This window comes from Streptomyces sp. WM4235, assembly GCF_001279725.1.
Lineage (GTDB): Bacteria > Actinomycetota > Actinomycetes > Streptomycetales > Streptomycetaceae > Streptomyces.
In genome coordinates this window covers 24,920-46,219 of sequence record NZ_LGDE01000136.1, presented here as the reverse complement: position 1 = coordinate 46,219, position 21,300 = coordinate 24,920, and the positions used below count along the sequence as shown (strand labels likewise).

Annotated in this window: 17 protein-coding genes; 5 read left to right on the top strand and 12 right to left on the bottom strand. The window is 73.4% G+C overall.

Going from position 1 to position 21,300, the window contains the following annotated elements; all coding sequences use genetic code 11:
- Positions 1-78: 78 nt before the first annotated feature.
- Positions 79-732: a response regulator gene (locus ADK55_RS13045; protein WP_053678247.1), complete on the bottom strand. Its 654-nt coding sequence runs from the start codon at positions 730-732 to the stop codon at positions 79-81.
- The gene (locus ADK55_RS13040; protein ID WP_053678245.1) at positions 729-1,712 is read right to left on the bottom strand and encodes a HAMP domain-containing sensor histidine kinase; all 984 of its coding nucleotides are present in this window, start codon (positions 1,710-1,712) and stop codon (positions 729-731) included. Before ADK55_RS13040 ends, ADK55_RS13045 begins: the two co-directional genes overlap by 4 nt.
- 310 nt (positions 1,713-2,022) lie before the next feature.
- On the opposite strand from ADK55_RS13040, the gene ADK55_RS13035 reads away from it, so the two are divergent.
- Positions 2,023-2,493 (top strand): cation:proton antiporter regulatory subunit, encoded by a 471-nt coding sequence (locus tag ADK55_RS13035; RefSeq protein WP_053678243.1) that lies wholly within the window; start codon positions 2,023-2,025, stop codon positions 2,491-2,493.
- A 4-nt stretch (positions 2,494-2,497) separates the two neighbouring features.
- Positions 2,498-3,760, top strand: coding sequence for a cation:proton antiporter (locus ADK55_RS13030; RefSeq protein ID WP_053678241.1), 1,263 nt, complete (start codon positions 2,498-2,500; stop codon positions 3,758-3,760).
- A gap of 22 nt (positions 3,761-3,782) precedes the next feature.
- Here the strand turns inward: ADK55_RS13030 and ADK55_RS13025 are convergent, their stop codons facing one another.
- Both ADK55_RS13025 and ADK55_RS13020 read right to left on the bottom strand, forming a co-directional pair.
- Positions 3,783-5,285 carry an FUSC family protein gene (locus ADK55_RS13025; RefSeq protein WP_053678240.1) on the bottom strand — a complete coding sequence of 501 codons (1,503 nt, stop codon included), beginning with the start codon at positions 5,283-5,285 and terminating at the stop codon, positions 3,783-3,785.
- Between the two features lie 306 nt (positions 5,286-5,591).
- Complete coding sequence (locus ADK55_RS13020; protein ID WP_053678237.1) at positions 5,592-6,050, bottom strand: Lrp/AsnC family transcriptional regulator; 459 nt, start codon at positions 6,048-6,050, stop codon at positions 5,592-5,594.
- A gap of 90 nt (positions 6,051-6,140) precedes the next feature.
- Between ADK55_RS13020 and ADK55_RS13015 the strand changes: the two genes are divergently transcribed.
- The gene (locus tag ADK55_RS13015) at positions 6,141-7,145 is read left to right on the top strand and encodes a DMT family transporter (protein ID WP_234350026.1); all 1,005 of its coding nucleotides are present in this window, start codon (positions 6,141-6,143) and stop codon (positions 7,143-7,145) included.
- Positions 7,138-8,343, top strand: coding sequence for an aromatic amino acid transaminase (locus ADK55_RS13010; protein ID WP_053678235.1), 1,206 nt, complete (start codon positions 7,138-7,140; stop codon positions 8,341-8,343). The genes ADK55_RS13015 and ADK55_RS13010 overlap by 8 nt, the downstream gene beginning before the upstream one ends.
- 117 nt (positions 8,344-8,460) lie before the next feature.
- On the opposite strand, the gene ADK55_RS13005 is transcribed toward ADK55_RS13010, so the two are convergent.
- Positions 8,461-11,949 (bottom strand): M28 family peptidase, encoded by a 3,489-nt coding sequence (locus ADK55_RS13005; RefSeq protein ID WP_053678233.1) that lies wholly within the window; start codon positions 11,947-11,949, stop codon positions 8,461-8,463.
- Between the two features lie 151 nt (positions 11,950-12,100).
- On the opposite strand from ADK55_RS13005, the gene ADK55_RS13000 reads away from it, so the two are divergent.
- Positions 12,101-13,060: a LysR family transcriptional regulator gene (locus ADK55_RS13000; protein ID WP_053678231.1), complete on the top strand. Its 960-nt coding sequence runs from the start codon at positions 12,101-12,103 to the stop codon at positions 13,058-13,060.
- Between the two features lie 59 nt (positions 13,061-13,119).
- Here ADK55_RS13000 and ADK55_RS12995 read toward each other — a convergent pair whose 3' ends face one another.
- The 7 genes from ADK55_RS12995 to ADK55_RS12965 form a co-directional block, all read right to left on the bottom strand.
- On the bottom strand, positions 13,120-15,207 hold the full coding sequence (locus ADK55_RS12995) for an FUSC family protein (RefSeq protein WP_053678228.1): 2,088 nt from the start codon (positions 15,205-15,207) through the stop codon (positions 13,120-13,122).
- 45 nt (positions 15,208-15,252) lie between these two features.
- Positions 15,253-15,669 carry a universal stress protein gene (locus tag ADK55_RS12990; RefSeq protein ID WP_053678226.1) on the bottom strand — a complete coding sequence of 139 codons (417 nt, stop codon included), beginning with the start codon at positions 15,667-15,669 and terminating at the stop codon, positions 15,253-15,255.
- Between the two features lie 15 nt (positions 15,670-15,684).
- Complete coding sequence (locus tag ADK55_RS12985; RefSeq protein WP_053678224.1) at positions 15,685-17,193, bottom strand: APC family permease; 1,509 nt, start codon at positions 17,191-17,193, stop codon at positions 15,685-15,687.
- Positions 17,194-17,275: 82 nt separating this feature from the next.
- A complete protein-coding gene (locus ADK55_RS12980; RefSeq protein ID WP_063839527.1) occupies positions 17,276-18,805 on the bottom strand; it encodes an FAD-binding oxidoreductase in 1,530 nt (509 codons plus the stop codon).
- A 114-nt stretch (positions 18,806-18,919) separates the two neighbouring features.
- Positions 18,920-20,137, bottom strand: coding sequence for an NAD(P)/FAD-dependent oxidoreductase (locus ADK55_RS12975; protein ID WP_053678220.1), 1,218 nt, complete (start codon positions 20,135-20,137; stop codon positions 18,920-18,922).
- Positions 20,138-20,141: 4 nt separating this feature from the next.
- Positions 20,142-20,660: a hypothetical protein gene (locus ADK55_RS12970; protein ID WP_053678218.1), complete on the bottom strand. Its 519-nt coding sequence runs from the start codon at positions 20,658-20,660 to the stop codon at positions 20,142-20,144.
- A gap of 105 nt (positions 20,661-20,765) precedes the next feature.
- Entirely contained in the window at positions 20,766-21,215 is a 450-nt protein-coding gene (locus tag ADK55_RS12965) for a GNAT family N-acetyltransferase (RefSeq protein ID WP_053678216.1), read from the bottom strand.
- Positions 21,216-21,300 lie beyond the last annotated feature (85 nt).

Below are 21,300 nucleotides of genomic sequence, written 5' to 3'. Positions count from 1 at the left end.
GGAGGAGCCCCGAGAAGCTCCGGGAGCGGAGTAACATCCGCCCCGGTTGGCCGAGTTGTGCGTGTTCGGCGGCGGGGATCAGGGCTCGATGAGGCCGACGCGGATGGCGTAGCGGGTGAGTTCGAGGCGGTCGCGCAGGCCCAGCTTCTGGAGGAGGTTGGCCCGGTGTCGTTCCACGGTCTTGGCGCTGATCACGAGCAGGTCCCCGATCTCCTTCGAGGTGTGGCCCTCCGCGACGAGCTTGAGGATCTCCTCCTCGCGTTCGGTGATGGGCCGGGCCGGGAGCGGGTCGCCTTGGCGGGCGCGGTCGAGCCAGCTGCGGATGAGGGCGGTCTCGGCGCCGGGGTAGATGAACGGTTCGTCGCGCAGGACGGCCCGGCAGGCTTCAACGAGGTCGCGGTCGGCGACGGACTTCAGGACGTACCCGCCCGCGCCGGCCCGCAGGGCTTCGAAGAAGTACTGCTCGTTGTCGTACATGGTGAGCATCAGGATCCGCAGCCCCGGCCGGAGGCGGGCGAGCTCCCGGGCGGCCTGTAGACCCGTCTGTCGGGGCATGGCGATGTCGAGGATGGCCAGGTCCACGTCGGTGGTGCGGGCCAGGGCGACGGCCTCGGCCCCGTCGGCCGCCTCGGCCACGACGGTGAGGTCGGGTTCGGCGTCCAGGATGAGCCGTACGCCGCCCCGCACGAGGGCGTGGTCGTCGGCGAGCAGGATCCGGGCCGGTGCGGTCATCGGGCGTTCTCCCCGGTGTCGGTGTGGGTGTGGGCGGCGGTGTCGGTGGGGGCGACCGTGAGGCGTACGTCGGTGCCGCCGGCGGCTCCGGGGGCGATGGACAGTTCGGCGCCGATCAGCAGGGCGCGCTCGCGCATGCCCTGGATGCCGGCGCCCTCCGGCGCGGCACCCACGCCCCGGCCGTCGTCGTGGACCAGCAGCACCACGCCGCCGCCGGGTCGCGGGCGCAGGTGCAGTGCGACGCGGGTGGCGCCCGCGTGCCGGGCGGCGTTCGTCAGGCCCTCCTGGGCGACGCGGTACAGGACGAGTTCGGTGGCGGGCGTCAGGGCCGGCAGTCCCGGGGTGATGTGCGCGCTCACGCCGAGGCGCGGGGTGGTGAATTCGGCGACCAGCGACCGGAGCGCGCTGTGCAGGCCCAGTTCCTCCAGGACGCCCGGGCGCAGGCGTCGGGCGATGCGCCCGATCTCGTCGAGACCGGCGCGGGTGGTCTCCTGGGCCTGGCGCAGGTCGGCGCGCACGGGTTCGGGTACCCGGTCGGCGGCGTGCTTGAGCTGGAGGAGCACGGCGGTGAGGGTCTGGCCGACCTCGTCGTGGAGTTCGCGCGCGATGCGGTGGCGCTCCGCCTCCAGGGCCGACAGGACACGGCCGCTGCTGGTGGCCCGCTCGGTCTCCAGCCGGTCCAGCATGCTGTTGAACGTCTCGGTCAGCTCGGCGATCTCGCCGCGGCCCGTGACCCGGGGACGCCGACCGGGACGCAGCAGGTCCGCCGTGGCCATGGCCCGGGTGAGGCGTTGCAGCGGGGCGAGTCCGATCCGCAGGAGAACGGCGTTGGCGACGAGCATGGCCACCAGTCCGCAGAGCAGGACGAGCGCTTCCCCGAAGAGGACCGGGGTCGAGACGGTGACCGGACCGAAGAGCAGCAGCACGGCCACGACGAGCACGGCGGCGTTCAACAGGAAGATCCGCCAGTACAGCGACATGGGAGCGCGCCTCTCTCGTCGAACGTCCGTCCCACTATCGCCGTCCCCGCCTCCACCACCCGCATCGGCCGCCGACCGGGTCCGGCCCGAGCCTCGTCCCGGCCCCCCCCCGCGGCGGGATCCACTTCCCCGCCCCACCCTCACCGCTGCGGACCCGTCCTGTCCATCCGTGCCGACACCCATTTCACGCGCCTTCGGAAAGTGGCAGCATGGGCCCGCGCCGAGGCCCGTGACCTGCCCGAACACGCCTGCGGCGCCGTACGGAAACCACGGATGGATCAAGGGGGGACGGGCTGTGCCTGCTCCACGGATGAGTACGACACCGCTGCCCGGCATCGGGGTCCAGTACGACCTCACCACGCGCGAACACCGCCACCTGTCGGTGATCGCGCACCGGGACGGCACCCGCACGGTGAACGTGTACCGGGCCGACGACCCCGACGCCTGCGCCCAGTCGCTGCACCTGACCGGGCCGGAGACGGCGTCGCTGATCGACGCGCTCATGCCGGCGCACCACAGTCCGAACGTCCTGCACACCACCGATCTGGGGCTGGTGGCCGAACGGATCGAGCTGTCGGCGCACTCCCACTGGAACGGCCGCGTTCTGGGCGAGACCCGGATGCGGACCGAGACCGGCGTCTCGGTGGTCGCCGTACTGCGCCGCGCCGAGGCCCGCCCCTCCCCCGCGCCGGACTTCCGCCTGGCCGGCGGGGACACGCTCATCGTCATCGGCACCCGCGAGGGCGTCGAGGCGGCCGCCGCGATACTCGGACGGGAGTGAGGCCGTGCACTCCGCTGTCTTCCTCATCGAATTCGGCGCGATCATCCTCGGCCTGGGCCTGCTCGGCCGGGTCGCGGGGCGCCTCAAGTTCTCCCCCATCCCCCTCTACCTGCTGGCGGGGCTCGCGTTCGGCAACGGCGGGCTGCTGCCCCTCGGCGCCAGCGAGGAGTTCGTGGCGATCGGCGCCGAGATCGGCGTCATCCTGCTCCTGCTGATGCTGGGCCTGGAGTACACCGCCAGCGATCTCGTCTCCAACCTCAAGACCCAGTACCCGGCGGGGCTGGTCGACTTCGGCCTCAACGCGGTGCCCGGCGCGGTCGCGGCGCTGCTCATGGGCTGGGGGCCGGTCGCGGCCGTCGTCCTGGCCGGGGTCACCTGGATCTCCTCCTCCGGTGTCATCGCCAAGGTGATGGGCGACCTCGGACGCCTCGGCAACCGGGAGACGCCGGTCATCCTCAGCATCCTGGTGCTGGAGGACCTGGCCATGGCCGTGTACCTGCCGATCGTCACGGCGCTGTTGGCGGGGGTGAGTCTCGCGGCGGGCAGTCTGACCCTGGCCATCGCGCTCGGTGTCGCCGGGGCGGTCCTGTTCGTCGCCGTCCGGTACGGGCGGGTGATCTCCCGCTTCGTCTCCAGCGACGACCCGGAGAAGCTGCTCCTGGTGGTGCTCGGACTGACCCTGCTCGTCGCGGGCGTCGCCCAGCAGCTCCAGGTCTCGGCGGCCGTCGGCGCGTTCCTCGTCGGCATCGCGCTGTCCGGGGAGGTCGCCGAGGGCACGCACACGCTGCTGAGTCCGCTGCGGGACCTGTTCGCCGCGGTGTTCTTCGTCTTCTTCGGCCTGCACACGGATCCGGCCAGCATTCCGCCGGTGATCCTGCCCGCCCTCGCGCTCGCGCTCGTCACCGCCTGCACGAAGGTCGCCACCGGCCACTGGGCCGCGCGGCGGGCCGGGGTCGGCGTCAAGGGGCGTTGGCGGGCGGGCGGCACCCTGGTGGCGCGCGGGGAGTTCTCCATCGTGATCGCCGGGCTGGCGGTCACCGCGGGCATCGAGCCGGCCCTCGGGCCGTTGGCGACCGCGTACGTGCTGATCCTGGTGATCGTGGGACCGCTGACCGCCCGCTACACGGAGCCGTTGGCGGTGTACCTGACCGGGCGGCGGGTCCCGCCGGGGCCGCTGTTGGCCGCGGTGCCCGCGCCGGCGAAGTCGCCGGAGGGCGTGTCCGAGGGCGTGCCGGAGCAGAACCAGGATCCGGCCGGGCGCGCCTGAGGGGCGGCCCGACCGGTCTCGCTCAGGCGCTGACCAGGGAGCCGCGCGCGGGCGTGCGCAACGGGGCGTCGAGCTGGGTCAGGAGCCGCTCCAGGCCGTGCAGGTGGGCCAGCGCGTGTTCGCCGGCGCGCTGCTCGGGGATCAGTCCCGCGGCCGGTCGGCCGTCGGCGTCGGCAGGTGTCCCGGGCGAGATCAGCGCCTCGACGGCGGTCTCCACGCGCCGGCAGGCCGCCGCGAGCCGGGCGTCGTGGCCGGCGTCCGGGTCGGCGGCCACGGTGACCAGCCCCCGCACCTCGACGGCGCACTCGTCGAGGAGGGACAGCACGTGGCGTGCCCGTGCCTTGCGGGCCGCGTACGGGCTGAGCGGGTGGACGAGCGGGGCGAGGGAGAGCCGTACCCGGCCCAGCAGCAGTTCCAGCTCGGCGGCGTGCGGGGCCGGGTCGGCGACCGGTGAGCCGGCCAGTCGGGCGGCGGCCTCGGCCGTGCACGTGCGGACGCAGAGCAGGGCGCGCTGGATCCAGGCGTCGTTCGTCGCGTGCGTGGTGACGGGCAGGACGAGGATCACGGCGAGCGCCGCGCAGACCGCGCCGACGGCCGTTTCCTGGAAGCGCAGCACGAGCAGGCCCGGGTCCAGGACGCCGAGGAGACCGTAGAGCAGGCCGGCCATGACCGTCACGGCGAACATCATCCAGCTGTACGAGACGGGGGCCGTGTAGAAGATCCCGAAGACGCAGACGGCGACCAGCGCGGCGGTCGGCGCGGGCGCCCCGTCCAGCGGGATGGCGACGAGCAGGCCGACGCCGATCCCGATGACCGTGCCGAGGACCCGGCGGAAGCCGCGCACCAGGGTCTCGCCGCGCGAGGCCGTGTTCACGAAGATCCACCAGACGGTGCCGACGGCCCAGTACCAGCGGTCCTCGGACAGCACCTGGCCCACGCTGAGCGCGACGGCGCAGGCGGCGGTGGCCTGGAGGGCCTGTCGGGTGGTGGTCCGCGCGAAGCCGGTGCCGGGCAGGCCGGGCGGGGTCGGGGGCGGCGGTGTGCGGCGCTCGATCGGCCACAGGACGAAGCGCACGGCGCCGGCGGAGAGCAGTGCCAGGCCGACGGCGGTGAACAGTTCGGGCAGTTGGGCGGGGACCGCGTGCAGGAACTGGGTGGTGAAGAAGCTCATGAAGGCGAAGACGCCGAGGGCGTGGCCGCGCGGACCCCAGCGGCGGGCGTAGACCCCGGCGAGGACGACGAGGAGGAACGCCGCGTCGCGGGCGAGCGTGATGCCGTGCAGGGTCGTGGCGAGGGCCAGTACGGGGAAGCCCGCCAGGGGCAACAGGGCCGTGGTCACCCGCTGGGCGCGCACGGTGGCGTCGAGGACGGTGAACAGGGCCAGCAGGGCCGCCAGTCCGCCGGTGATGGAGGCGGTCAGGGACAGTCCGGCCAGTTCGGCCGAGGCGACGGCCAGGCCGATGCCGATCACGGCGCGGAGCGCGTTCCTGAGTCTCATTCGCCCCGGGTCCGGAGCCACGAACATCCTCTTCACGGCGGTGTGCCGCCCCCCTCGATACGACGCGCGCCGGGCCTGCGTCCGCCCGGGGGTGGTGGGCGGTGTGCGGGCACGGCGAAGGCGCCACGGTCCGGAGCGGCCTCGTCGCCGTCCGGCGCTGCGTGGCGCCGTAAGTACATGGATAGGACACAGATAACCACCCCCGGGCCCACTGGCTCAACTCGGGCTCGGTCGACTGGGCCATTGGCCCTGTTCCGGGCTCGGGATGTGGGCCGGCGCGGACCAAGGGCCCGGTATCGCGTCCGTGACCCGGCGTCGCGTCCGTGACCGGGGTCAGGCGGGGCGGGGGTAGGTGCGGGACTGTTTCACGCTGCCGTAGGCGAAGCTCGACTCGATGGAGGCGATGCCGGGGATGGCGTGGATCCGGTCGCGGACCAGGGCCTCGTACGCCTGGAGGCTTTCGATCACGACCCTGAGCAGGTAGTCGCTGCTGCCCGCCATCAGGTAGCAGTCCTGGATGTGCTCGATGCCGCCGACGTGCCCCTCGAAGATCCTGACGGCCTCGCTCGTGTGGCGTTCCAGCCGGATCCGGACGAAGACGGTGATGGGGAGCCCGAAGCCGACCTGGTCGACCATCGCCGTGTAGCCGCGGATGAGACCGGCCTCCTCCAGTCGGCGGACCCGGCGCAGACACGGCGAGGGGGAGAGTCGGACGCGGTCGGCCAGGTCCTGGTTGGACAGGCGACCATCGGCCTGCAATTCGCGAATGATTTGCAGATCGACTGAGTCCATCGGCCCTCCTTGGCAGATTCTGCCCCAAAGCTATGCCTGGGAGGCAGAAGTGGCAATCGGCTGCCCCGGCTCAAGCTCTAGCGTTGCCTGGTGGCCGATTCCGGCCCCCTCATGCTGGAGGAACCCTTGGTCACGCAGAGCGTCCTGCCCGCGACGGCCCCCCCGCGCGGGTCCGTCGCGCACCGGCTCTCGCCACAGGCGCGGGGCACGGCGGCGCTGGTGGTGACCGTGCTGATCTGGGCCGCCTTCGCGCTCAGCGCCCGGGCCCTGAGCACCTCGACCCTGCTGCCCGCCGACGCGGCCCTGCTGCGGTTCGGCGTCCCGGTCCTGGTCCTGGCGCCCGCGCTGTGGCGGCGGCGCGCCCGGATCGCGGCCGTGCGCCCGGCGGCCGCCGCGAAGATCGTCTGCGGGGCGGGCGTCCCGTTCTTCCTCGCCGCCATGCAGGGCGGCTCGCTGACCTCGGCGGCGTTCGTCGGGTCGATCGTCCCCGGCATGGTCCCGCTGTTCGTGTCCGGGCTGATGGTCGCCGGCGGGCGCGGGATGCCCCGGGGGACCCAGGCGGCCGGACTGGCGCTGATCGGCGCCGGTGTCGGGGCCCTCGTCTGGCGCCACGTCGTCCCGCTGAACACGGACGTGCTGAGCGGCTCGGGGCTGCTGCTGGTGGCGAGCGGGCTGTGGGCCCTGTACACGGTGGGCCTCAAGGAGGTCGATCTCGATCCGGTCGGGTCGATCGGGCTGCTGTGCCTGCCCTCGGTCACGGTGATGGGCCTCCTCGTCCTCACGGGCGTGCTCCCCACCGGCATGGCCTCGGCGACGGGCGGCGACATCCTGCTGTTCCTCGTGGTGCAGGGGCTCGGGGTCGGGCTGTGCGCCGGCCTGCTCTACGCGTACGCCATCCGGGCGCTGGGCGCGGAGCGCAGTTCGGTCGTCGGGAGTCTGAGCCCGGTCGCCGTGGTCCTCCTCGCCATACCCCTGCTCGACGAGTCGCCGACGCTCGCCGTGCTCGTCGGCGTCCCCCTCATCACCGCCGGCGTCGTCCTCGCCAATCGGCGCTCGCGCCCCCGATCCCAGCCCGAGGTTCCCGCAGATGCTTGAGCTCCTCCTTCCGCCGCCCGTGGATCCGCTGTGGGACCTGACCGAGGCCTTCTGGGCCGACGCGCGGCCCGAGCGGCTGAACCTCGTCCTCGGGGTGTACCGGGACGAGACGGGCGGCACGCCCGTGATGGCGGCCGTGCGCGAGGCCGAGATAGGTCTGGCGGAACGTTCCGCCTCGAAGGAGTACCGCGGTCTGTCCGGCAACACCGCCTTCAACCGCGCGATGCTGTCGCTCGTGCTGGGGCCCGGTTCGGGCGCGGCCGAGGCGCCGGCCGAGCGGGCCGTCGCGGTCCAGACCGTCGCGGGCAGCGGGGCCCTGCGCCTGCTGGCCGACCTGATCTGCCGGACCCGTCCGGGGACCACCGTGTGGATCAGCGACCCCGCCTACGTCAACCACCGGCCCATCCTGGAGGCGGCCGGGCTGAACGTGCGGACGTACGCCTGGGTGGACGCCGAGGGTCGCCACGACACGGCCGGCATGCTGGCGGACCTGGCGCGGGCGCGCCGCGACGACGTCGTGCTGATCCAGGGCTGCTGCCACAACCCCAGTGGGGTGGACCCGTCGCCGCGGGACTGGGAGGAGCTGGCCGCGCTCGCGGAGCGTGCCGGCTGGGTCCCGTTCGTCGATCTGGCGTACCACGGACTCGGCGACGGCCTGGAGGCCGACCTGGCCCCGACGCGCATGCTCGCCGAGCGGGTGCCGGAGATGCTCGTCGCGATCAGTTGCTCCAAGAACTTCGGCCTCTACAGCGACCGCACCGGTTGCGCCGTCGTCATCGGTTCCTCCCGCGCCTCGCTGCGGCACGTGGAGACGGCCCTCCAGAACGCCGCGCGCACGCTCTACTCGATGCCGCCGGAGCACGGGGCCGCCATCGTGACGGCGGTCCTGGAGGACGAGGGACTGCGGGCGACCTGGCGGGCGGAGCTGAACGCCATGCGCGACCGGATCACGGACAACCGGCGCGATCTGGTCGCGGGCCTGGAGAAGCTCGGCTGGAGTTCGCAGGCGGACGTGCTCGCACGGCAGAAGGGCATGTTCTCGATGCTGCCGCTCGACCCGCGCCAAATGCTGCGGCTGCGCAGCGGATTCGCCATCTACGGGACCACCTCGGGCCGGATCAACATCGCGGGCATCCCCTCGCACCGCGTCCCCTGCCTCGCGCAGGGCGTCGCGGCCGTGCTGGCCGAGAAGAACTAGCCGCGCCACCGCGCGGGAGACGGGCCCTCGCCGCCGCCGGGCAACGCCGCGGAGCGGCACGCGCCCCGGCCGGTCGGCCGGGGGCGTGCCGCTCCGGGGCGGTTGCCCGGGCGGGCGTCAGCTCACCTGGAGGGTGACGTCGTCCACCACGAAGGAGGTCTGGAGGGACTGGTCCTCGGCCCCCTGGAACTGCAGGGTGACGGTCTGGCCGGCGAACCGGGAGACGTCGTAGCTCTTCAGCGCGTAGCCGGAGTTCGCGTTCACGTTGGACAGCGTCTCCAGCGTCTGGCCGCCCACCGAGACCTTGAAGGTGTCGTAGACGACGTTCTCGTCCTCGTCGGTGTCGATGTGGAGGTAGAAGGACAGCTGGTGGACCGAGCAGCCCGCCGGGATGGTCAGCGACTGCGAGGCGCTGTCCGTGCGGCTGGTGCCCCAGCCGTTCAGCCACGCCTTGTACGAGCCGCCGTGCGGGGTCTGGCCGGCCTGGTTGGTGATGACGCCCGAGGAGGCGGTCCAGGGGCTGGAGCCGTTCTCGAAGCCGCCGTTGACCACGACCTGGCGCGGGGTGCAGGTGCCGCCGCCGCCCCCGACGGTCAGGGTGTAGGTGGTGCTGTGGCTGGTGGTGCCGGTACCGGTGACGGTCAGCGTGTACGTGCCCTGCGCGGTGCCCGCGCCGACCTGTACGGAGAGCGTCGAGGACTGGCCGGACTGGACGGAGGTCGGGCTGAGGGTGGCGCTGACGCCGGAGGGCGCGCCGGAGACGGACAGGGCGACGGTCTGGGCCGCGCCGCTGACGGTGGTGGTGTTGACGGTGGAGGTGACGCTGCCGCCCGGGTTGGCGGAGCCGGCCGCCGGGGAGGTGGCGAGGGAGAAGTCCTGGGCGGGGGTCTCGCCGCCCACGGCCTGCTTCCAGATCGCGTAGGCGACGCCGTCGGCGCTGCGGTCGAGGACCGTGGCGCTGATGTTGTTCGTGGTGTCACAGGCGCTGTGGTAGCAGGAGTCGTACGCGGAGTTCGCGGTGCCGCCCCACTTGCCGGCCTGGGCGGAGGTCTTGCGGGCGCTGGCGCCGGCCGCGTAGCCGGAGGTGGGGATCCCGCCCTGCTGGAAGGAGTAGTCGTCGCTGCGGCCCTGGCCCTCGACGTTCTCCTCGGGGGCGAGGTTCAGCGAGGTCCAGTAGGCCTTGAGGGGGGCGGCCGCGGCGGAGTTGACGTTGTTGATGAAGTAGCCGCCGTTGGTGGAGCCCACCATGTCGAAGTTGTAGTAGGCCTTGATGGCGGTGCGCTCGGCGCTGCCGAGCCGGCCCACGTAGAACTCCGAGCCGTTCAGGCCCTGTTCCTCGTCGGTCCACCAGGCGAAGCGGACGTGCTTCGTCATGGTGGGGTTCTTCTGGGCGAGGACCAGCGCGTTCTCCAGCAGGGTGGCGGAGCCGGAGCCGTTGTCGTTGATGCCGGGGCCCGCGGGGACGCCGTCGAGGTGGGCGCCGAACATGACGGTCTGGTCGGCGGGGCCGCCGGGCCAGTCGGCGATCAGGTTGTTCGACGGGTAGGTGCAGGAGGTGCAGTTCTGCTCGGTGACGGTGAAGCCGGCGGCCTGGAGCTTGCCCTTCACATAGGCCAGGGACTGGGTGTAACCGGCGCTGCCGGCGCGGCGGTTGCCGCCGTTCTGCGAGGCGATGGTGTTGAACTGGGTCAGGTGCGCCTGGACGTTGGCGACGCTGATGTTCGGCGGGTCGTTGCCGGGCTGGGTGCCGCCGACGTTGAGCGTGTAGTCGACGGTGTGCGCGAGGCTCGGGCCCTGGCCCTTGACCACGACGGTGGAGGCGCCGGGGGCCGCGCTGGAGTTGGCGGAGAGGGTCAGTGTCGAGGACTGGCCGGACTGCACGGTGGCCGGGTTGAAGGTGGCCGTGACGCCCGCCGGCAGGCCGGTGGCGCTGAGGGTGACCTGCTGGGCCGATCCGGTGGTGGTGTTGGTGGACACCGAGGTGGTCACGGAGCCGCCCTGCTGGACGGTGCCCGCGGCCGGGTTGAGGGCGAGCGAGAAGTCGTCGTTCTGTCCGCTCGGGACGCAGGTCGGGTCGGCGCTCTGGGCGGGCACGCTGATGGCGTCCCAGGCGGCCTTGGTCTTGTTGAACAGGTTGCAGGTGGTCGGGTCGAGCGACTTGGCCGCGCCGAGGGTCGCCGTCCGGTACTTCTTGTAGGACATGCCGCTGGTCTTGAGCAGCATGCCGCCGTAGAAGATCTTGCCGGCGTTCTGGACGCCGACGCCGGTCAGGGTGCTGGAGTTGCAGGTGCTGCTGTTGGGCTTGCCGCCGCCCGGGTTGGTGCCCTCGGCGAGCAGGTAGAACCAGTGGTTGAGCGGGCCGGCCGCCGCGTGCACCTCGGTGCCGGGTATCGCGGAGCTGTAGCAGGCCGGGTCGTTGTTGACGGCCGGCGGGTTGTACATGTTCCGGATCGGCCCGCGGCCCTGGAGGTTGATCATCTCGCCGACGGTGTAGTCCGGGGTGTCGTACGGGGACGGCTCGTTGATGTACGCCTCGGTGAGCGCGCCGAAGATGTCACCGGTGCCCTCGCCGAGCCCGGCCTCCTGGCCGCTGGTGCCGCCCGGGGTGTTGGAGTCGATGGCGTGCCCGTACTCGTGGGCGACCACGTCCACGCCGGCGATCCACTCGTTGGCGGTGTTGCGGCCGATGGTGACGGAGCTGCCGTCCCAGTAGGCGTTGAGGTCGCTCAGGCCGACCTTGCCGGGGAAGCTTCGGCCGTTCCCGCTGACGCCGTTGCGGCCGAGCCACTGACCGAGCATGTCCCACTGCTTCTGGGCGGCGAACATGAGGTCGGTACAGCCGGTCTCCTTGGAGGTGGCGTTGGTGCTGCCCCAGGAGTCGGAGGACTTCGAGAAGACGGTGCCGGTGCTGTAGTCGGCGCAGCTCAGGCCGGTGCGGTTCGGGTCGCGCAGGGAGTAGGTGCCGCCGGAGGCGGTGGTGTCGATGGTGAGCGGGCTCGGGCCGTTCCACTTGCTGGTGCCCGTGCCGGCGACGACCTCGTCGTGGCGGTCGACGATCTTGCCGGTGCGGGCGTCCACGAACACGTGCAGCTTGCTCGGAGCGGTCTTCGTGCGGCCGGAGAGGACGGTCTCCCAGGCCAGGACCGGCTTGTCGTCCTTGAGTCGGACGACCAGCCGGCTGTCGAGGACCTTGTCCACCGAGGCGAGTTCCGCGCGGGAGGTGGCCTCGGCCGTGCGGGCGGCGACGGTCGGGGTGGTCGCCACGTCGATCACGGTCGCGGAGGCCGACTGGAGGGCGCGGACCCGGCCCTCGCCGTCGGCGAGGACGACCGCGTCACCACCGACGACCGGCAGGCCGCGGTAGCTGCGTTCGTAGGCGACGGAGTACAGGTCCTGCACCCAGGGGGTGACCAGGCGCCGGTCGTACTGCTGTTGGGGAGAGTTGACGAGGGTGTCGAGTCCGCTGCGGACCGCCGCGTCGGCGGCGGCGACGGCCCGGGCGGCGGATCCGGTGGGTTGTCCCTGCTGCTGGGGCGTGGCCGAGGCGGTGCCGGCCAGCGCGCCGGCGAGGCTCGCGGTCAGCGCCATGGCGGCCACGGACGCCATCCATCTGGTGGGCTGCAAGAGTCCACTCCGATCGTGTGTGGGGGGTCTGGCTGCGCCGAGTATGGGCGTGGACATGGCGAGATTGGGACATCCCTGCCGGCATAAGACCCGCGTTATGGTGCGGTGGGGTCACCCTGCGTAAGCTGCCCGGATGCAGTTGGAGTTGAGACATCTGCAAGCCGTCTGCGAGATCGCGGAGGCCGGCAGCCTGGGGGGCGCGGCGCGGCGGCTGGGCATCTCACAGCCGGCGCTCTCGGCCCAGTTGCGCAGGATCGAACGGGTCACCGGCGGCGAACTCTTCGTCCGGGGCCGACACGGCGTGGAACCGACCCCGCTGGGCCAGTTCGTGCTGGCCAAGGCACGCCGCGTCCTCAACGAGATGGACGCGCTCGGCGCCGACACCCGGGCCATGTCGACCGACGATCCGCTGCGGCTCGGCTGCATCATGCTCGTCCTGCTCGACGGCCTGCTCGCGCGCACCGATCTGGCCCTGTCCGGGCGGGAGATCACCGTGGACCTGGAGGACTCGGTGACGGCCCTGGTGCGCATGCTGGGCGCGGGCCGCTACGACGTCATCGTGTACGGCGAGGTCAACGACCACGTGGTTCCGTTGCCCGGCGGTGTCCTGGCCCGGACCCTGGTCCCCAGGGAGCCCTTCTGCATCAGGATGTCCGCCCGGCACCCGTTGGCCCGACGCGAGGACCTCGAACTGGCCGAACTGGCCGACGAGCAGTGGATGACCCTGGTGGAGGACGACGACGGCGGCCCCGAGGCGCTGATCGAGGCCTGTGCGAAGGCGGGGTTCGTCCCGTCACTGCGCTATCGGATCATCGACCGCAAGATGCGGCACGACCTGATCGCCGCGGGCCGCGCCATCGCGCTCAGTCAGCCCACGGCCCCCGTCGTGGACGGCACTGTCATGCGCCCCCTGGTCGGCACCCCGATCACCGGACGCATCCGGCTGGCCTGGAACCGCTCCTCGGTCTCCGCGCTCCAGGCGGACGTCCTGTACCGCGCGGCGGCGGGTTCGTACCTCGCCAACATCGACAACCACCCCTTCCACCGGGCCTGGTGGGACGCCCACCCGGAGGTCCACCCGGCCCTCGACTGAACCGGGGCCGTCAGCGGGCCGGCGGGACCGGGACAAGGGGGACGGCGCGACCCGGGCCGTCAGCGGGCGGCGGCGACCCGCGCGGACGGGTCCGTGTCCAGGAGCGCGAGGTCGGCGGTGAGGTTGTCGAGCCAGGCCATCGCCGCGAAGAACACGGGCGCGGCCGTGGCCGGTTCGGGACGGCGCAGGGCCCGCTCCGGCGGCGCCGACGGGGGCCTGGGGGCGCCGGAGCGGTCGGCCGCCTCCCGCAACCCGGCCGCGACCCAGGTTCCGTACTCCCGGATCCCGGCCGCCTCGACCGGCCCGAGCGGCAGGCCGTCGGGGCTGTCGAGGACCCGCCGGGAGCCCCAGAGCACGTGGTGGCCGACCATCAGAGCGGCCTGCCAGTCCTGGTGGGGCGCGGCCGGCCGTTGGCGTTCGGCCTGGTACTGGGCGAACGCCGTCTCGGCCATGGTCAGGGCGTGCCGCACCCGCATGTCCTCGGGGCCGGGCGGCGCCCCCGTGTCACGGGTGGTCACCTCGACGTCGTCCGCCGCGGTCCGCAACAACTCGGCGACCGCGCGCTGGAGTTCGTCGTGGGCGCCGCGCGGCCAGGCCAACACGCCGCAGACGATGCCGATCACGCTGCCGATGAGCACGTCCAGGAAGCGGACCTCGGCCAGTTGCCAGGTCACGGGCGACAGTTGGGCGAAGACCATGGCGACGACCAGGGTGAACATCGCCTGCGCCCAGCCGACCCCCTTCACCGGCCCGACGATGAACGTGACCAGCATCAGCGGCGGCAGCATGACCTGGTAGACGGTGGTCGCCTCGCCCGCGAGCGCGAGCACGGTACCGGCGGCGAGCGCGCCGAGGCTGGTGCCGATCAGGGCGGTCCGTACGGTGCCGCGGGTGGCCACGGCGGTGGTGCGGGTCAGGCTGACCACGGCGAGCATCGCCCAGAAGCCGTGCGGGAGCGAGTCGATCCCGGCCACGGTGCGGGCGACGGCGAGGGCCACGGCGAGCCGGACGGCGTTCTGGAAGTGCACGGACCTCGGACCGGTGTGCCCGGCGATCCGGTGCCACCACAGTCGGGCCGTGCTCTGTCGGGCGTACCAGAAGCGGTCCGCCGGGTCGCCTTCCCGCCCGGCCGCCCGGCCGTACACGGCGAGTTCCGCCGCCGAGCGCAGGACGAGCGCGGCGTCGGCGACCTCCAGCAGCGCGGCGTGCCGGGGGCCGGAGCCCGGCTCCGAGATCGGGGTGTCGGCGAGTTCGGCCCGCAGCCTCCACAGGGGCGCGGAGTCCGTCGGGGGCCGGCTGCCCTCCCGCAGCAGGACGGCGGTGCCGTCGGCCGACTCCCGCACGGCCCGTACGACGCGCAGGCCGGGCTTTCGGGCGGGCAGCCCGGCCACCGGCGCGGGCAGGTTGCGGAGCCGGGCCAGCAGGGTGCGGGCCGCGAGCCCGGTGTGGGCGAGTCCCCGCTCCCGTACGCCGGGGCCGGCGGGCCGTTCCGCCTCCGGGACCATGGAGGGGCGCAGGGTCTCGGCGACGGCCTTGGACCGTTCGGCCTCGGCGGCGGGCAGGGTGTGGGGCCGGCGTTCCAGGTCGGCCGCGCAGCGGGCCGCCTCGACGGCGGCGTCGGCGGCCCGGTCCCGGTAGCCGGGGACGCGCGGGTCGGGCAGGACGTACCGCTCGGCGAGGATCAGCAGGACCAGTCCCACGAGGGTGCCGCCCAGCCGCTCCGCGAGGTCGTCGGGGGCGTACGGCGGGAAGCTCGGCAGGATGTACATCAGCTGGAGGCCGGGGGCGGCGCCGGCCGGCCGGGGCCCGCCCGCGGCGGCGAACGCCAGGCAGAAGCCGATGACGAGCATGCCGGCGACCGCGGTCCAGGTCCGCACGGCGAGGAAGGTGCCGATCACCACCAGCACGCAGGTCACGGGCAGGACCCGCACGATGACGACGGACCGCTGCCGGCCGGTGCCGGGGATCCGGGACAGGCCCGCCAGGGCGACGGCGGCGAAGAGGGCGTAAGTGGCGCCGACGGGCCGGTCCAGGCCGTACAGCAGCCCGTAGAAGGCGAGGCAGGCGGCGAGGGTGACCCGGACGGACCGGCGCGCGGCCGCCGGCACGGCGCCGGTGCCGGTCCGGAGTTCCTCCAGGGCTCGCACGGTTTCAGCGTCGCACGGCCGGCGCGGGCGGGACATTCGGAGGCGTCACGGCTCCGTCGGGACACACAGCACGGGGACCGGCGACAGGTGCAGCAGCTTGTGCGGGGTGGAGCCGAGCAGGGCGCCGCGGATCGGGCTGTCCCCCCAGGTGCCGACGATGATCACCCGGGCCCGGTGGCGTTCGGCCGCGTCGAGCAGGGCCTGGGCGGGTTTGTCGTCGACGACCTCCACCGTCGAGGGGACTCCGGCCTCGTCGGCGGCCTCCACGGCGTGCGCGAGGGCGCTGCGGCCCGCCTGGCGGACGGCTTCGCGGTGGGCCCGGTACTCCTCCCCGGTGGCGCCGGGCGCGTTCGCCCCGTAGACCAGCACCAGGGGTTCACCGAAGGCGGCGGCCACCTCCAGGGCCACCCGCAGGGCGCGTTCGGCGCCGGGTGATTCGTCGTACCCGAGGACCACGGACATGGGAGGCCTCCCGCCTCAGTGCTGTTCGGCGTGGACGAGCGCGGGGTCGGCGACGCCGCGTCGCTCCTGCCAGAACCGGCCGTCCCGGAGCCGCCAGAAGCACATGACGAGGACGCCGACGACGGCGATCCCGATCCCGATGACCAGCGGCGGTCCCAGTCCGAACCAGGAGACGCCGCCGGCCGAGTTGGCCGGGTTCGCCATGTCGCCGACCGACTCCACGAGCAGCCAGGACAGCAGTGCGGCGCCGACCAGCGGGCCCAGACCGATGAGCAGGAAGTTGTGCAGGCTCTCCGTCAGGTGGCGCCGGTAGTAGATCACGCAGGCCAGGCCGGTGAGCGCGTAGTAGAAGGCGATGAGCAGGGACAGCGCCGTGAGGGAGTCGAGCAGGGCGTTCTCGCTGATCTGGTTGACGACGAGGTACCAGGCGATGGCGATGCCGGCGACCCACCAGGTGCTGACGTCCGGGGTGCGGAACCGCGGGTGGATGTGGGCGAGCCCCGGAGGCAGTGCGTGGCGGCGGGCCATGGACAGGGCGGTGCGGGAGGCGGGGATGATCGTGGTCTGGGTGGAGGCGAGGGCCGAGGTGCAGACGGCGAGGAGGACCACCCAGTCCAGGCCGCCCATGACCTCGTGGGCGAGGACCGCGAAGACGGCCTCCTCCTCGCCCGCGTTCTCGGCGAGGAAGGCGGTTCCGGCGTAGGCGACGACGGCGAAGCCCACGGACAGGTAGGTCACCAGCAGCACCACGGTGGACCAGATGCCCGCCTTGCCGGGCGCGGTGGCGGAGTTCTCGACCTCCTCGGTGAGGTTCACCGCGGATTCCCAACCCCAGTAGATGAAGACGCCGAGCAGCAGTCCGCCGGTGAGGGCGGCGCCGCCGGCGCCGAACGGGTTGAGCCAGTCGATGCTCGGTTCGATCGAGTCGAGGGTGCTGGTGCCGGCGTAGACGCGGTAGAGGGCGACCACCGCGAAGGTCAGCAGGAAGAAGACCTGGGCGATGATGAGCACGTCCTGGAGGCGCGCCGACATCTCCGTTCCGATGACGCAGACGGCCGTCATGGCGAGGATCACCACGACGGTGAGGGTCTGTCGGATCACGGGGTCGGTCGCCCAGTCGTCGAGGCCGGCGGCGAGCAGACCGAAGTGGACGGCCACGTCGGCGAGGGAGCCGATGACCAGCACGCCGGTCATGGCGATCGCCCAGCCGCCCAGCCAGCCGGCCCACGGGCCCATGGCCCGGGTGACCCACGAGAAGGTGGTCCCGCAGTCCTGGTCGACCTTGTTGAGGTAGTAGAAGGCGGCGGCGATCAGCAGCATGGGGACGAAGGACGCCAGCATCACGCCGGGTGCGTAGATCCCCGCCAGTGCCACGATCGGCCCGATGACGGCGGCCAGCGAGTAGGCGGGCGAGGTGGAGTTGAGGCCGATGACGAGCGCGTCGAGGAAGCCGATCGCGTTGGCTTTGAGCCCCGCCTCCGGGATGTCGCTCGCCGGTCCGCCGGCCGTGCCGTCCTGGGCCATGTACGCATCCTCACGCACCCGGCACCGCCGCGCGAGGTGGGCGGCGGTGCCGGTGGGCCGGTCGGGCCGGGGTGGGGCGCCGTCAGTCGACGGCCTGGGCGAAGCGGAAGAAGCGGTGCGGGTCGTAGGCGCGCTTGACGCTCCGCAGCCGGGCGTAGTTGCGGCCGTAGTAGGCCTCCCGCCAGTTCGTGAGCGCCGGGTCCATGTAGTTCTGGTACGAACGGCGGCTGGAGCGCGGGTACAGCGTGGCGTAGCCGCCGTCGACCCAGGCCTGGGCGCGTTCGCGGTCCTGCGCGGCGGGGTCGCCGACGGGGAGGCCGACCTGGAAGCCCGCCTCGAAGAGCACGTCGCGGTGGACGAACGCGGTGGCGCCGGGGGCGACCTCGTTGATCCGGCCGCCGTACGAGAACAGGCCCAGGAAGCGGAACTGGCCCGGCCGCGGATCGCTCTGGAGGACGGCGAGGGCGGCCTGGGCGGTCGCCGGGGGCCAGCGCCGGTCGAAGTACACGTTGCGGTAGGTGGCGTAGCTCTCCCGGGGCAGCGTGGCCCTCGGGGAGTAGCCGATCCGGTGGCATTCCTCGACGGTGGCGTCGGCGCAGCCGTACACCTTCATCATGGCCTGCTGGTACGGGAGCTGAGCGGCCTCGCGGCTCGTGGTCGGGCGGCCCGCCGAGGCGATCAGCCGGTCGAGGTGTCGGTCCGCGGCGGCCAGGGCGCCGACGTGGGCGCCGGAGACGACGACGGTGGGGGCGGTGCCCTCGGGTGAGTCCGCGGGGAGGATGACGAACAGCTCGGAGGCGAGTTCGCGCGGCGCGTCGGCCATCCAGTCCTGCCAGGCGAGCAGGACGTCGGCGGCGTGGGCCCCGTCGTAGGTGAGGGTGTAGACGGTCATCGAGGGCGCGTCGACGGGGCGCAGTTCCAGGTCGGTGACCACCCCGAAGTTGCCTCCGCCGCCGCCGCGCAGGGCCCAGTACAGGTCCGGGTGCTCGGCGGCGGAGGTGTCGACCACCGAGCCGTCGGCGAGGACGACGCGCGCGGAGACGAGCCGGTCGCTGCCCATGCCGAAGGCGCGCGCCGTCAGTCCGAGGCCGCCGCCCTGCACCCAGCCCCCGATCGCCACGGTGGGGCAGGTGCCGGAGCCGAGCTGGATGCCGAGGGGGGCCAGGGTGTTGAGGATGTCGACGCCCTGGCTGCCGGGGCCGAGGCGGACGGTGTCGCGGCCGGGACGGATGCTGCTCAGCCGGGAGACATCGATGACGAGTCCGGTGGTGGTCGAGTAGCCGGCCTGGCTGTGGCCGCCGCTGCGGACGGCGGCGTGGAGCCCGTGGTCCTGTGCGAAGCGGACGCAGTGGGCCACGTCGGCGCTGTTGGCACAGTAGGCGACGGCCTGGGGGCGGATCGCGTCGTAGCGGGCCATCTGGAGCTGTTTGGCCAGGTCGTACGTGGGGTCCTGGGGCAGGACCAGTCGGCCGGTCAGCCGTTCGCGCAGGCGGGCGAACGGGGCGCTGCGGTCGCTGGCGAGGGCCGCGGTCCCGAAGGCGGTGCCGGAGGCGAGGAGGCCGGCGGCCCCGGTCGCGGCGCCGGCTCTCATGAGTGTGCGTCTGCTGATCATGCGGATGGCTCCCCCGGTGGGCACGGTGAGGTGGGTGTGGTGGATCGGGACGGGCGTGGTGGGTCGGGTCGGTGCGGTGGGTCGGGTCGGTGCGGTGGGTCGGGTGGGTATGGGTCAGGCGGGTGTGGTGCGGCGGGTGCGGAAGGCGGGGTCCGCCTGGCGCAGCAGTTCGTCGGCGTCGTCCAGCGGGGGGCGGATCCACTGCGCGGTGAGGGTCCGCTTGAGGGTCTTGGCCTCCGCGCCGGTCAGCCGTACGGTTCGCTCCCAGCCGGTGGTGGACACCGCGCCGGCCTCGCCCAGGTCGAGGGTGGTGACGTGGGGAGCCGGGCGGAACGGTGCGGGCGTCCGGCCGATCAGGCTCGCGGCGGCGTTGTGCCCGGCGTGTTTGCCGAGCGGGATGGCGTACTGGCAGCTCGGCAGCACGAGGTGGTCAGGGTCCGCCCGGGCGGCGGCGGTGTCCCCCGCCGCGTACACCCCGGGTGCGCCGGGGACGCGGAGGAACTCGTCCACCTCCAGGCGTCCGATCGGGTCGCGGGCGCCGGGGACCAGCGCGGTGAGCGGGGCCGCGACGACCCCGCCGGTCCACACGACGGTGCGCGTGGGCAGCACGGCGCCGTCCGAGAGGGTGGCGCCGGCGGGGGTCACCCGTTCCAGGGTGGTGGCCGGGCGGGTTTCGACGCCGAGCCGCTCCAGCGCCTCGACGATCACCGGTCGGGGGCCGGGGCCGAGGCCGGGGGCGAGTACCGGGGCCCGTTCCACGAGGACCACCCGCACCTCGGCGGTGGCGCCGTGGGGTGCGGCGATCACGCGGAGCCGGCCGACGAGTTCGGTCGCGGTCTCCAGGCCGGTGAAGCCCGAGCCGACGACGAGGGCGGTGAAGCGGCCCGGTGCGACGGGCTCGCCCGGCAGGCCGTGCAGGTGGGTGTCCAGGGCGGTGGCGGAGTCGATGTCGTCGACGTCGAAGAGCAGGTCGGCGCCGGGCAGCTCGGGCCGCACCAGACGGCTTCCGCACGCCAGGATCAACCGGCGGTAGGGCAGGACGAGTTCTTGGCCGGCCGTGTCCGCGGTGGTGACACGTCGCCCGACGGTGTCGATTCCCGTCACGGTCGCGGCGACGCGCCCCACCCCGATCGGGCCGAGGACGCGGTCGAGCGGGACCCTCATGGTGTGCGGGTCGGCCTCGTGGAGCCGGGGCCTGAGCACCAGGTCGTTCCCCGGGGTGACCAGGGTGACCGAGTGGTGGGGGGCGCCCGCCTCCCGGAGGGCGCGGACGGCGGACGCGGCCGCCCAGACCCCGGCGAAGCCGCCGCCGACGACGAGGATGTCCGGCATCGCGCTAGCCCCCCGCGCCGTCGGCCCGAAGGCCCGGGTCCCGGGTGATCCGGTCGAGGAGGGCGTGTACCGCGTCCACGGCGTTGACCGCCTCTCGGGCGTGTGCCGCCGTCTCGTGGACGTGTCCGACCGCCTCTCGGGCGTGTGCCGCCGCCTGCCGGGTGTGCTCCGCGTCGTACGGGTCCTCGGGCGCGGCGGGGCCGGCCGCTCCGGGGTCGGCCGGCCCCGGGGAGATCAGCAGCTCCAGCACGGCGCCGAGGAGCAGGGCGAGCCGGCCCCCGTTGTCCGCGAGGAAGCTCATCGATCCCTCCGCGAGGGCTGCCCGCAGGCGGGGCGCGGTGAGTGCGCCGTCGCCCGCCGAGGCGGTGAGCAGGAGTTCGCCGATGCGGGCCTCCAGCGCGGTCGGCGCCCACCGGGCGCTCGCGTGGTCCCGGCTCAGGGTGGCCAGCAGGGTGCGGACACGGGTGAGGGCGGCCGGCTCCGGGAGGACGGGGCGGGTCGACGAGGGGGCGTGCGTGGTCATGTCGCCAGCGTCCCGGCCGCCGGACAGGGCGTGACCAAGAACCGGCAAGGCGCGGGCGAGGCCCCGTCGTCGAGAGGCCGCGGTCGGGTGCGGCGGAGGCGGGTCTCAGACCTCGACGGCGAAGTGCAGGGCGCCGATGGTCAGGCCGTGGCGGTGGTAGAAGCGGTGGGCGCCCTGGTTGGTCACCCCGGAGTCCAGTTCCACGCGGACGCATCCCTCCTCCCGGGCCCGGGACTTCAGGGCGGCCAGCAGCAGCGCACCGGTCCCGCCCGAGCGCCGGTCCGGATCGGTGACCAGGTCGTCGACGAACAGGATCCGACCGCGGCTGGTGGCGAGGACACGGTGGGCCGCCACGCCGAGGCAGTGGCCGGCCTCGTCGTAGGCGGCGGTGAACACCAGCCCCTGTGCCTGGGCTTCGGTCGCGAAGGCCGCGAAGGCCTGCTCGTCGAGCGCGGGTCGCAGGGCCCGGATGAGCGGGCCGACGTCGGTGGTGACGCGCGGATCGCCGATCGGCACCTCGTGGAGTGCCGCGGTGCGCGGCGGGGTCGTGGTCATGACCGGCATCGTAGGGATGGCGGCCGGGCGGCCGATGGAGCGGCGGCCTCGTCCGACTTGACGTTCCGGGCCCGGACTTGACGTG